The sequence below is a fragment of the Bacillus pretiosus genome (assembly GCF_052947655.1).
Map to the genome: position 1 here is coordinate 895,557 of NZ_CM129593.1, position 13,452 is coordinate 909,008.

Genomic DNA, 13,452 nt, shown 5'->3' on the forward strand with positions numbered 1-13,452 from the left:
GAGGGTGTTTTTTATTGTGTTCAATATCTTTATATCGTGATGTTTTTATGTTATTGACATTTATTAATCTTAGCAGTATAGTAACATTCTAGATTAGGTATGTGCTATTATAAGAAGGTATATGAATTTTGAGATTCCTTTATATTCAGAAGGAAGAGCTGTAAGCTGGAGGGAATATTTGATGTACAAACAGTTACCACATGGAGTGAAGATCGGGATTACGCGATCAATTGTTGTTTCTTTTGAGAAGTATATGAAAGAAATTGAATGGCATGAAGAAAAATTTGATATGCAGCAATTTGTTGAACAGTGGAAACAGTATTTATACACAAAATCAACTTGGATTAATAAAGTAGACGAAGAGTTGAAAGGACATCCAGATTTCCATCAAGCATTAGCGATGAAAGTGAATGAAAAAATTAACGAGTTTATTAATGAAAAACCGACCGAAGAGCAAGTGGAGCAATTAAAGAGAAATAAAGTGAACCATGCAGATGAAATGTGCAAATTAGAAGCTGAATATCATATTGAACGTTTATTAGTAACGAAGTAAATTTTACATAAAGAATAAGCTTGTCCAAGGAGGTGTGATGACCATCTTTTTGAACAGGCTTTTTTGTACGAAAAAGAAGAAGAGAGGTAGCTTTGGAAGCAGCCTCTCTTTATTATTAGTCTTGTGGTACAAATGCTTTCCAAGAAGATAGATCCATATCTTCTTTTAATATAGATGAAGCAGGGAAGACAAATGACCACGGTTTTGTAGTGTTCGTTTTAATTTCAAGGTTCGGTAATGTGAAAGCACCTTTAACAACAACTGCACCTGCTGCATCTTCAATGTGAAGAGGAAGTTGCTCTAGTTGAATGTCGTCTTTGCAACCGTTACGAATAAGAAGCGTTGTATGTAAATCACCGTTTTCTTTTCTTGCAGCTTGCAGACCTAGGAAGTTAATTTCACCATCATTTGGAGGTGTTAAATTGTCTACGAAATTACGTAAAGCTTCTTTGCTTGCTTCAGGTAACTGAGCTTCCCAAGATGGGTCTAAATCTAATACATGCTTACTTTCAAGTTCAAACGCTAATTCCCAATCTGTTTGCGATAATTCGGCACCTGTAATTGTTTCTTGCTCAAATGTAAAGATGAATGGCATATTTACATTTGCAGGAATATCTCCTAATGCAGAAAGGTTAAATGTTTTGCGGGCACATAGTTTCTTCTCTTTATTTAGAAGGATTAATGTAACCTCTTCGAAAGAAATTGGTTTCGGAACAGTGCTACGAATAAATACAGCTACGTCATAACCATTATCACGTTTTTCAATCTCAATTCCAGATAAAGAAATTTGATATTCTTGTAAACGTGTTAGTTCTTTATGTAAAAATTGATAAATGTATTTTTGTTCTTGTGCTACTGCACCCCAGCTAGGGTGGAAGTAAAGCGTTGGTTTTACTGTTTTATTTTCAGTATTTGTTTCTTCTTGTCCGAATAATTGATTACTAGAGACAGTCGTATCTTTTCCGCTTTTCTTAGCTCTTTTTAGGAATGATAACATAATCTTTCACCTCGTTATTGTACGTTTTCAGGAACACCTAAATGTCTTGCAACATAGCGGCACATTTCTTTTTCGAAATTACCATATGTGTATAAAAAGATATCTAAGCCTTCTTTTTGATAAAGACGAGTAGGGTCTTCTTGTTGATATTGTCTTAGCCCGATGCCTTCTTTTAAGTGAGTCATTGCATCTAAGTGATTTACCCAGTTCTGATCTAGGAAATGAAGGGAAACATATCGTAGCGACTGCTGTAAATCAGTATGGCTATTTAGCTCATTTACGCGCTCTTTATAAAGAGATAATGTTTCTTTCAAAACGGATTGTAAATCTTCCGGTGAATGTACATTATTCGCTGATAGTGATGGCATGTTTTCTACTGGTAAAATTTCATTTATATTTGCTGTTAAACTAGCGAAATCCCATTCTTCTGGAAGCATACCTTCCAAAAGATATTGCTTAGAAATGGCTTCTACAGCATGATCAATCATTGGAATAATAATTTCAATCATATTTATATCTTCTTGTAACAAGTTATTACGTAATTTATAAATAACGTTACGTTGGTCATTTATTACATCATCTAACTTTAAATTGTAATCACGCATTGAGAAATGGCTACCTTCACAAATTAATTGTGTACGGTTCACGAAGTCATGAACTTTAGAAGTTAGAATAAGTCCTGTTTCATCTGACTTCAGTGATTTATTTAATTTCTCCATTTCTTCATGTGCGAAACGTTTTAACATTTCATCTTCTAAAGAAAGGAAGAACTGAGAACTACCTGGATCTCCTTGACGACCAGCACGACCTTTTAACTGATTGTCAACGCGTCTTGATTCATGGCGTTCTGTCCCGATTACATGTAATCCACCAAGTTCGTGAACACCCTCACCTAGTATAATATCAGTACCTCGTCCGGCCATATTCGTCGCAATTGTAACTTGTCCTTTTTGTCCAGCTGTTGCAATTAAATCGGCCTCTTGTTCTGCGCTTTTCGCATTCAATAATTGATATGTAATATGCACTTCATCTAAGTAACGCGCAACGGTTTCAGATTGTAAAATAGACATTGTCCCAATTAAAATCGGGCGTCCTTGTTTATTGTGCTTTAGAACATCTTCACGTACAGCTTTATATTTAGCATCGGCTGTTACGTACACGACGTCATTTTTGTCTTCACGAATGATAGGACGGTTTGTCGGAATTGGCATAACTTCCATGTTATATACACGGTTAAATTCTTTTTCTTCCGTTTTTGCTGTACCTGTCATACCAGATAATGCTGGATACATACGGAAGAAGTTTTGAATTGTAATGGATGCTTGCGTTTGGTTTTCTTCAGTGATTTCTAAACCTTCTTTTGCTTCAAGAGCTTGGTGTAAACCGTCACTTAAAGAGCGACCATCCATAACGCGGCCCGTGAAAATATCTACAAGTAGAATTTTTTCATCATGTACAATATAGTCAACATCACATTGGAAAGCGACATGAGCTCGTAATGCTTGGATCATATAATGATATAAAGTTTGATGTTCTAAATCATATAGGTTATCGATATCAAATAAATCTTCTATTTTTGTAATACCGTCTTCTGTAAAACTAGCAGATTTCGATTCTGCATCGTACGTGTAATGAAGAGTATCCTGGAATGATTTAATAACTTTTGCACATAAATAGTGTAAATCAGTGCTGCTTGATTTCTTACCCGCGATAATAAGAGGCGTCTTCGCTTCATCAATTAAAACGCTATCAATCTCATCGATAATAGCAAAATGATAGGGACGTTGTACCTGTTCATTTTTTGAAGAGGCCATATTATCACGTAGATAGTCAAAGCCAAATTCTGTTCCAATACCATATGTAATATCAGCTTCGTAAGCAAGTTTCTTTTCGGTAGGATCGATTTGAGGAATATTCAATCCAACCGTTAAACCTAGAAATTCATGAACTTGGCCAATTAATTCTTTATCTCGTTTTGCTAAATAGTCATTTACAGTAATAACGTGAACGCCTTTTCCTTCAAGAGCACGTACGTATGTTGGAAGAGAAGAAACTAATGTTTTTCCTTCGCCAGTTGGCATCTCTGCAATATTACCTTCTAATAGTACAAGGCCACCAATTAACTGCACATCGTAGTGTCGTAATCCAAGTACACGCTTTGCTGCTTCACGTACAACAGCGAACGCCTCTACTTTTATATCATCCACTGTTTTTCCATCATGTAGCATGTTTTTAAATATAATAGTATTATGACGTAATTCTTCATCAGATAAATCAGATAGTTTTGCTTCTAGATTATTAATGTCTTGAACAAGTTGTTCATATTTTTTTAGTTTTCTCTTTTGAGAATCTCCTAACAGCTTTTTTACCGAATTCAGCATGTTGTAAACACTCCTCTTACTGACAATAGCTACATTATAGCACATGTTTATCTGGAATAAGTAGAAGTAGTAAATTGAAGAAAAAACTGGATATAAATAAGGTGTTATTGCACATGCTATATTTGAAGGGCATAAAGAAAGAGAGTATTCAATGTATAAGAAATTTGGTATGATAGCTAAATGAGATAAAGTGAAAATTTTCAAAAAAGAGAAGAATATAGCTATCTCGTTTTATGATGTAATAAGTATTTAAATTATATATTGAAAGAAAAGAGCTAGAAGATGAATAATAAGTTTGTGAAAGGCGCTGCGATTTTAACGATTACAACGTTTCTATCGAAAGTGTTGGGAAGTTTTTTTCAAATCCCATTACAAAATATAGCAGGAGATGAAGTGCTTGGGATTTTCCGCCTTGTTTTTCCTGTATATATGATAGCTTTAACTTTATCAGTAGCGGGAGTACCGCTAGCTATATCACAGTTAATCGCTGAACTTCATGAGAAGAATGACCAGGGCGGGATTGCCAAACTATTTACGTCAGCATCTATTATTGGAGTAATATTTGGGGTGCTTGGATTTTCGGTTATTATGATTGGATCAAGTATGTTTGCAAATATGCTTGGTGGACAAGATACGAGACTCCCATTAATTGTCACTTCGTTTGCTTTATTAATCGCACCATATATGGCGGTATATCGAGGGTATTTCCAAGGTTTTGGAGATATGATTCCTACCGGGGTGTCACAAGTGATTGAGCAGTTCATTCGTGTTTTCTTTATGTTAGCAATTGCATTCTTATTCGTATCTTGGAATAAAGATAGTGATGTTGTAACAGGCGGCGCAATGATTGGTTCTTGCCTTGGGGTAATTACGTCACTTATCTATTTGAGATTGAAGTATGTAAAAAGTATATATCGTTATAAAAGTAATACATATTCACTGCAAGACTTTAAAGAAAATGCAAAAAAGATACTTCAGGTTTCGATTCCAATTGCGATTGGAGCATTATCGATGCCGTTGTTAAATTTAGTTGATTCTGTAACGATTCCACATATGTTGCATGAATCCACTACAACGATTCAAGAACAATTTGGTATATATAGTCGTGGCTTTGCGTTTACACAATTAATTGTCGTGTTTGCAAGCGCGATGGTATTTCCGTTAATCCCGTTGTTAACTGCTGCATTAACAAAGAAAGATATAGCGTTAGCAAAACACACAATTGAACGAACAAATGAGCTTGCTCATGTTTTAACAACGCCGATAACAATCTGGCTCATGGCACTTACAGTCCCGTTAAATGTTGGGTTGTTTACAGATGCTAAAGGGAGCGGCATGTTAGCTATTTTAATTGGTAGTTCGTATTTCACATCACTTATGGTATTATCAATAGGGATTTTGCAAGGAATTAACCGTTCTAAGCAAGCGGCGTGGATAGTTGTTGGAGCGAGTTTTGTAAAAGTCATATTAAATATAGTACTCGTAAGTCAATTTGGCATAACTGGTGCGGCTTATAGTACACTGATCATATATATCATAATTTGTATCGTAAATTATATATACATTCGAAAAGAATTGGCTTATTCAATTCGCATGGGGAGATTTTTTGCTGTAATCGGAGTATCTAGTATAGTAGGTATAGGATTATATTTCACATCTACTGTAATAAATGTGGTAGATTCTAGATTTATTGCAATGATGTATAGTGGTTTAGCATTTTGTGTGGCCTTGTTCATATATGGCATATGCGCATTAAAGTTGAACTGGATATCCAAAAAGCAAATTCCATTTTTAAGTAAGTAAATTTGTCTATAAATGAGTATGGCTATGTATATGTTTGTGAAAGAAATCAATTTGAAGTTATCCAACTTTTCTTATTAAAGAGTTGATAGCAATTTGTTGAATGACAAAAAGTTGATTGCGAAATGTTGGAGGAGATTAAGAGTGCGGTTAGTTTTATCAGGATATTATGGTTTTTATAATGTTGGGGACGAAGCAATTTTGCAATCAATTATTAAAGCGCTACATGAAGAGAATCCTACTCTTGAGCTTGTTGTACTTTCGAATGACCCCGACTATACAAGAAAAATGTACGGTGTAGAGGCAGTAAATCGCTGGGATATAAGAGCAATTTATAAGGAAATAAAGAGAAGTAACGGTTTAATTAGCGGAGGGGGAAGTCTCCTTCAAGATAAAACGAGTATTAAAAGCATTTTGTACTATACAGGTATTATGCGGATTGCTCGTTTTTTGAAGAAGCCGTATTATATTTACGCGCAAGGAATTGGTCCAATTACGAAAAGACAAAATCGTTTATTAGTGAAATGGCAAGTATCAAAAGCGGCATATATATCAGTTCGTGATGAAGATTCATTTTTGTATTTAAAAGAAATGGGTATTAAGAAAGAGATCGAACTAGTTCCAGATCCAGTATTGGCATGTCAACCAGAAGGAATGAAGTCGGATTGGCTGCAAAAACATTCGATTCAAGGGAAAGTAATTGCAGTTAGTGTGAGGTATTGGGACGCGAAAGAAGATTATATGAAGAAGCTAGCAGATACGCTGAAAAAATTTAAGCGTGAAGGATACCATATTTTATTCGTACCAATGCACGGACCATTTGATCAAAATGCATCACGCGATATTATTAACTTAATGGGAGAAGAAGCTCATATGCTTCCGTATAAGCTGGATATTCATGAGAAAATTTCAATTTTGTCGGAATGTTCGCTTCTAATAGGTATGAGACTTCATGCGCTTATATTATCAGCGGTTGCTAATATTCCTATGGTCGGTATTTCATATGATCCAAAGATCGATTCATTTTTACAACAAGTAAATCAGCCGATTATCGGAAACGTAGATGGTGACTGGACGGCTGAAACTTTGTATAACGTGGCAACGAAACAACTGGAACAAAAAGAATATGTACAAGAAACATTGGAACAAAGAGTAGAAGAATTGAGAGAACAAATTTCAACAGCGTCTCGCTACATCATAAGTGACTTGAATTCAAAAGAGTTCGAAAAAAGGGGAATGTAATCTTAATTTAAGAGGACATCCTCTTTTTTTATTAGTTGAAAAATATAAAATGTCGAAAGAAAATAAATATTTGTAGAAAAATGTCGAATTGTATAAATACTTTTAAATGTATGCTCATAAAAAAGAAGTTTGAGAGATAAGATGTATGTTTGATAATCCTAACATTCTTATATAGAGAATGTTAGGATTATGCGTTTTATTTGGTAAATTATAAGAAAATAGGTTTGTTAATTTTAAAGAATGAGAATGTAATAAAAATGTCGAAGTATATAAAAATAAGCTGGCGATTAATGTCGTAATATCTTCATAGTTAAATATTGAAATTGGAAACGTTTTTCTGTTATAGTTGTAAATGGTTATAAGAAGATGGTTGAAAATGTAATTCTGACGCGTTTTTCCGTTCATTTAAAATATTCTGATTTTATAATCTGGATGTTTTAAAATAAAAGTCGAAAAAATGATCGTTCAGAATTTCGAAAATTCACTTTTTTGTCGAATTTGAGATTTTAAATTGGATGAAAAGGGTGTATGATTTCTTTACGATTCCGTAATACAGGATATTCTATTATTCTGTACAAAGAATACGTTAACCACATTTATATCTACTAGTTTCAAAAATAAATAGAATATCTATTTAAAAACTTATGGAACTAGTATTACATTCCTAAGGGGGAAATATATAAAATGGCAAAGACTAACTCTTACAAAAAAGTAATCGCTGGTACAATGACAGCAGCAATGGTAGCAGGTGTTGTTTCTCCAGTAGCAGCAGCAGGAAAATCATTCCCAGACGTTCAACCTGGTTCTTGGAGTGCAGAGTACATTGATTATTTAGTAGCAAAAAAAGCAATCGAAGGTAAGCCAGACGGAACATTCGCTCCAACTGAAGCAATTGACCGTGCTTCTGCTGCGAAAATTATGGCAATTACATTAGGTTTAGAAGTTAAAGAGGGTGCAAAACCATCTTTCAAAGATGCTCAAGATTCATGGGCTGCTAAATATATCGCAGCTGTTGAAAAAGCTGGTGTGATTCAAGGGGATGAAACTGGTAAGTTTAATCCAAACAACCAAATTAATCGTGCTTCTATGGCAACAATGATCGTAAAAGCATACAAATTAGACAGCAAAGTAAGCGGAGAATTAGAAACTAAATTCTCTGATTTAGAAAAGCACTGGGGTAAAAAAGCTGCTAACATTTTAGTTGCTTTAGGTATCACTAATGGTACTGGTAATGGTTGGGAGCCAGATAAATCTGTAACTCGTGCAGAAGCTGCTAAATTCATTGCTAAGACTGACATGCAGTTCGGACAAAAAGCAGAAGCTAAAGTTGAGTCTATTAAAGCAATCAACGCTAAAGAGATCGAAGTTAAATTCGGTACTGAAGTTAAAGATGTAACTGCTGCAAACTTTGCAGTTGTAGAAGGTTCAAAAGAACTTGATATTGAAAAAGTTGAGTTAAGCAAAGATAAAAAATCAGCAACTATTACACTAAAAAATGCACTTGTAAATAAACAAGCTTATGTTGCACATGTTAAAGATGTTAAATCTGTAGATGGAAAAGACATTCCAAAAGCATTAGAAGTAATTTTCTTTAACGATGAAGTAGCTCCAACTGTATCTACAGTATCTACTCCAGACGGAAATGTTAAAGTAGTATTCAGTGAAAAGTTAAGTGCAGATGAAGTAACTGTTGTTATTAACGGTACGAAATTCACAGCTTCTCCTGTAGACAATACAGTTACATTAACAAAAGCTGATGTTGCATCTGTAGTTAAAAACGGTGAAGCATTTAACGTAATCGTAACTGGTGCTAAAGATTTAGTTGGTAACACAATGGAAATGTACGAAGGTAAAGCTACTTATAAAGTAGAAAAAGATGTTACAGCTCCAGAAGTTAAAGAAGTTAAAGTGAAAGAACTTGCTGAAGGCGTAGCTACATTAGAAGTTACATTCTCAGAAGAACTTTCTGCAGAAGGTAAAGTAGTAGTTAAAAAAGGTAATAAAGTAGTAGAAGGTACTACAATCGCTCTTGATCAAGATACTACAAAAGCAATTGTTACAGTACCAGGAGCTCTTACAGAGAAAGAAACAGCTGCAAACATTACAGTTGAATTTGTTGGCTACAAAGATGCAGCTAACAATGTAGGTACTAAAGTAACTAAAGAAGTAAAAATTACAAAAGATGTTGTAGCTCCTAACTTCGTAAAAGTTGAAGCTAATGAAAATAAAGCAGCAACACTTACTTTCGATAAAGATGTAACTGCGCAAGAAGGAAAACTTCGTGTAATTAACTTAGATACAAGTAAAGATGTAACTAAAGAAGTAGCTGTTGCTCCAGTTGAGGATAATAAAAAAGCTATCACTTTAACATTCCCAGAAAAGGGTAACTATAAAGTTGCTGCTACAAAAGGATTTGTAAAAGATACAGCTGGTAATGAATCTGCAGCATTTACTAAAGAAGTAAAAGTTGTAGAGAAAAAAGAAGAAGGTAAAAAAGATGAAGTAGCACCAAAAGCAACTAAAGTTGAGCGTGTTGCAGATAGCAAAACTAAGTTTACAGTAACATTTGATAAAGAAGTAAAAGGTGGCCAAGGCACTGATTCAGCTTCTAATGCAAACAACTACACTTTAGCTGGTGCTAAATTACCAGAAGGTACTTTAATCGTTGTTAATGCTGATGGAAAATCAGTAACAATTGAATTACCAGAAACATTTACTTTCGAAAAATCAGAAACAGTGAAATTCACAGTAGCTAACGTTGCAAACAAAGATGGAGTAAAAATGGGTACAACAAACTTATTAGTAAATGTTGTAGATACAAAAGCTCCTGAATTCAAATCAGCTAAAATTACAAAAGTTGATGCTAAAGAAATCACTTTAACATTCTCTGAAGCTGTAAACGTTGATGCAAATGACTTTGTAATTGACCTAAACGGTGTAGTATTAACTACGACAAAAGCTGATGTAACAGCTGAAGCTTCTAAAGACGTAGTTCTTAAAGTAACAGCTCCAACAGATGTTAACTTAGCAACTGGTACAGTTACAGTAAAAGCTAAAGAACTAGAAAATAATGCTAAATATGAGTTTAAGACTACTGACAAAGCAGGAAATGCACTTGCTGCTTTCAAATCAGTAACAGCAACTCGCTAATTGAAATTTATTTCAATGAAAAGAGTCCACAATATGTGGGCTCTTTTTTTATGGTTAATTTCTATATAAAACGATCTCTAAAAAATAGATTATATTTTGCAAATTAGTAGTTCGTTTTATTGAGAAATAAATCGAAAGCGTTTTCAAAAATAGAAGAATATCTCATTAATATGTAAATTATTTGTAAATTCACACCTTTTTTTGTTAAAAAAACATTCGAAAAGAAGAATAAAATGTCGAAATTCAATAATTTTAGTCGAATGCAGTCTGAAAATTGTATTTATTGTAAAAAACATTTAAGTGATGAAGTGGAAATATGTGCTATAATTCCAATTGTGTATTCGATATGAAAAATATACGAAGCGCAGTGAGAGTGGTTTATAGGAAAACAGTTTGTTCATTTCTATATTTGAGTATTATTAATATACTAATAATACAATGAAAAGACTGAATTATCAGAATGTGTCGAATCTTCTTTTGAGAAAGTTCTTGATAACGAATAGTTTTGTATAGTATGATGAACTTGTTTCAAAAAATGGTATTTAAACCTTATATTTACATTTAACGGTTTGTATCATTTTATTATATGAACTACTTTTCATTATAGTATTTTTGTTTGTGCTTTTATTGTTTTATGGTTTTTCTAACTAGCTAGTTTTCAAATTTAATATGATATGAAACTAGTAGCATATTCCTGAAGGAGGAAATTTATAAAATGGCAAAGACTAACTCTTACAAAAAAGTAATCGCAGGTACAATGACAGCAGCAATGGTAGCAGGTGTTGTATCTCCAGTAGCAGCAGCAGGAAAATCATTCCCAGACGTTCCAGCTGGTCATTGGGGATTAGATTCTATCAATTACTTAGTAGATAAAGGTGCAATCGAAGGTAAGCCAGATGGTACATACGCTCCAGCTGAAGAAATTGATCGTGCTTCTGCTGCGAAAATTATGGCAATTACTTTAGGTTTAAAAGTTGAAGAGGGTGCACAACCATCTTTCAAAGATGCTAAAAATCATTGGGCTTCTAAATACATTGCAGCTGTTGAAAAAGCGGGTGTTGTTAGAGGTGATGGTAAAGAAAACTTCTCTCCAGATAAAAAGATTGACCGTGCTTCTTTCGCTTCTATGATAGTAGGTGCTTATAACTTAAAAGATAAAGTTAACGGCGAGTTAGTTACAAAATTTGAAGATTTATTAGATCATTGGGGTGAAGAAAAAGCAAACATCCTAATCAATCTTGGACTTTCTGAAGGAACAGGCGGAAATAAATGGGAGCCAAATAAATCTGTATCTCGTGCAGAAGCAGCTAAATTTATCGCAGTAGCAGATAAAAAATATGGCAAAAAAGATAATGCACAAGCATATGTAACTGATGTGAAAATTTCTGAACCAACGAAATTAACATTAACAGGTACTGGTTTAGATAAGCTTGCTGCTGAAGATGTAACTCTTGATGGAGACAAAGTTGTTGCGATTGAAGCAAGTGCTGACGGTACTTCTGCAGTTGTAACACTTGGTGGTAAAGTAGCTCCAAATAAAAATCTTACTGTAAAAGTGAAAAATCAATCATTCGTAACGAAATTCGTATACGAAGTGAAAAAATTAGCAGTAGAAAAACTTACATTTGACGATGATCGTGCTGGTCAAACAGTTGCTTTCAAATTAAACGATGAAAAAGGTAACGCTGATGTTGAGTACTTAAACTTAGCAGATCATGACGTCAAATTTGTAGCAAATAACTTAGATGGTACATCAGCAAACATCTTTGAAGGTGGAGAAGCTACTTCTACTACAGGTAAACTAGCTGTTGGCATTAAGCAAGGTGACTACAAAGTAGAAGTACAAGTTACAAAACGCGGTGGTTTAACAGTTTCTAACACTGGTATTATTACAGTGAAAAACCTTGATACACCAGCTTCTGCAATTAAAAATGTTGTATTTGCGGTAGATGCTGATAATGATGGTGCTGTAAACTATGGCAGCAAGCTTGCTGGTAAAGACTTTGCTTTAAATAGCCAAACTTTAGTTGTTGGTGAAAAAGCATCTCTTAGTAAATTAGTTGCTACAATTGCTGGAGAAGATAAAGTAGTTGATCCAGGGTCAATTAGCATCAAATCTTCAAACCACGGTATTATCTCTGTAGTAAACAACTATATTACTGCTGAGGCTGCTGGTGAAGCTACACTTACTATTAAAGTAGGTGACGTAACGAAAGATGTTAAATTTAAAGTAACGACTGATTCTCGTAAATTAGTATCAGTAAAAGCTAACCCAGACAAATTACAAGTTGTTCAAAATAAAACATTACCTGTTACATTCGTAACAACTGACCAATATGGTGATCCATTTGGTGCTAACTCAGCTGCAATTAAAGAAGTTCTTCCAAAAACAGGTGTAGTTGCAGAAGGTGGATTAGATGTAGTAACAACGGATGCTGGCTCAATCGGTACAAAAACTGTATCGGTTACAGGTAACGAAGTAGGCGAAGGTACAGTTCACTTCCAAAATGCTAATGGAGCTACTTTAGGTTCATTATATGTGAATGTAACAGAAGGTAACGTTGCATTTAAAAACTTTGAACTTGTATCTAAAGTAGGTCAATACGGCCAATCACCTGATACGAAACTTGACCTAAATGTTTCTAACAAAGTTGAGTATCAATTATCTAAGTACACTTCAGATCGCGTATACTCTGATCCTGAAAACTTAGAGGGTTATGTAGTTGAGTCTAAAAACAAAGATATAGCTGATGCTAAAATTGTTGGAAATAAAGTTGTTGTAACAGGTAAAGCACCAGGTAAAGTTGATATCCACTTAACGAAAAATGGTGCAACTGCTGGTAAAGCGACAGTTGAAATCGTTCAAGAAACAATCGCTATTAAATCTGTAAACTTCAAACCAGTTCAAACAGAAAACTTCGTTGAGAAGAAAATCAACATCGGTACTGTATTAGAGCTTGAGAAGAGTAACCTTGATGATATCGTAAAAGGTATTAACTTAACGAAAGAAACACAACATAAAGTACGTGTTGTAAAATCTGGTGACGAGCAAGGTAAACTTTACTTAGATAGAAACGGCGATGCTGTATTTAACGCTGGCGATGTAAAACTTGGAGATGTAACAGTATCTCAAACAAGTGATTCTACACTTCCAAACTTCAAGGCAGACCTTTACGATACTTTAACTACTAAGTACACTGACAAAGGTACATTAGTATTCAAAGTATTAACAGATAAAAATGTTATTACAAGCGAAATCGGTTCCCAAGCTGTACACGTTAACGTTCTTAACAACCCAAATCTATAATTCAATTATAGATGAAGTGAAA

7 protein-coding genes are annotated in these 13,452 nt (G+C 34.2%); 5 read left to right on the forward strand and 2 right to left on the reverse strand.

The features are described 5' to 3' along the window. The first annotated feature begins 181 nt into the window (after nt 1-181). A complete protein-coding gene (locus ACU8YW_RS04620; RefSeq protein ID WP_087985747.1) occupies nt 182-553 on the forward strand; it encodes a hypothetical protein in 372 nt (123 codons plus the stop codon). A gap of 115 nt (nt 554-668) precedes the next feature. Here the strand turns inward: ACU8YW_RS04620 and ACU8YW_RS04625 are convergent, their stop codons facing one another. Both ACU8YW_RS04625 and secA2 read right to left on the reverse strand, forming a co-directional pair. After that, nucleotides 669-1,550, reverse strand: coding sequence for an accessory Sec system S-layer assembly protein (locus ACU8YW_RS04625; RefSeq protein ID WP_088062128.1), 882 nt, complete (start codon nt 1,548-1,550; stop codon nt 669-671). Nucleotides 1,551-1,564: 14 nt separating this feature from the next. Then, nucleotides 1,565-3,931: an accessory Sec system translocase SecA2 gene (gene secA2, locus ACU8YW_RS04630; RefSeq protein WP_426933973.1), complete on the reverse strand. Its 2,367-nt coding sequence runs from the start codon at nt 3,929-3,931 to the stop codon at nt 1,565-1,567. Nucleotides 3,932-4,213: 282 nt separating this feature from the next. Between secA2 and ACU8YW_RS04635 the strand changes: the two genes are divergently transcribed. The 4 genes from ACU8YW_RS04635 to ACU8YW_RS04650 all read left to right on the forward strand — a co-directional run bounded on the left by ACU8YW_RS04635 (nt 4,214) and on the right by ACU8YW_RS04650 (nt 13,430). After that, nucleotides 4,214-5,734: a putative polysaccharide biosynthesis protein gene (locus tag ACU8YW_RS04635; protein WP_087985744.1), complete on the forward strand. Its 1,521-nt coding sequence runs from the start codon at nt 4,214-4,216 to the stop codon at nt 5,732-5,734. Nucleotides 5,735-5,875: 141 nt separating this feature from the next. Then, nucleotides 5,876-6,973 (forward strand): polysaccharide pyruvyl transferase CsaB, encoded by a 1,098-nt coding sequence (gene csaB / locus ACU8YW_RS04640; protein WP_088062132.1) that lies wholly within the window; start codon nt 5,876-5,878, stop codon nt 6,971-6,973. A 684-nt stretch (nt 6,974-7,657) separates the two neighbouring features. Then, complete coding sequence (locus tag ACU8YW_RS04645) at nt 7,658-10,123, forward strand: S-layer homology domain-containing protein (protein WP_098082469.1); 2,466 nt, start codon at nt 7,658-7,660, stop codon at nt 10,121-10,123. A gap of 715 nt (nt 10,124-10,838) precedes the next feature. Then, nucleotides 10,839-13,430 carry an S-layer homology domain-containing protein gene (locus tag ACU8YW_RS04650; RefSeq protein WP_426933972.1) on the forward strand — a complete coding sequence of 864 codons (2,592 nt, stop codon included), beginning with the start codon at nt 10,839-10,841 and terminating at the stop codon, nt 13,428-13,430. Nucleotides 13,431-13,452 lie beyond the last annotated feature (22 nt).

Excerpts from the sequence above, each read along its gene's own strand:
- ACU8YW_RS04620 (WP_087985747.1), top strand. The coding sequence starts at position 182 with ATGTACAAACAGTTACCACATGGAGTGAAGATCGGGATTACGCGATCA.
- ACU8YW_RS04625 (WP_088062128.1), bottom strand. The coding sequence starts at position 1,550 with ATGTTATCATTCCTAAAAAGAGCTAAGAAAAGCGGAAAAGATACGACT.
- ACU8YW_RS04635 (WP_087985744.1), top strand. The coding sequence starts at position 4,214 with ATGAATAATAAGTTTGTGAAAGGCGCTGCGATTTTAACGATTACAACG.
- secA2 (WP_426933973.1), bottom strand. The coding sequence starts at position 3,931 with ATGCTGAATTCGGTAAAAAAGCTGTTAGGAGATTCTCAAAAGAGAAAA.
- ACU8YW_RS04645 (WP_098082469.1), top strand. The coding sequence starts at position 7,658 with ATGGCAAAGACTAACTCTTACAAAAAAGTAATCGCTGGTACAATGACA.
- ACU8YW_RS04650 (WP_426933972.1), top strand. The coding sequence starts at position 10,839 with ATGGCAAAGACTAACTCTTACAAAAAAGTAATCGCAGGTACAATGACA.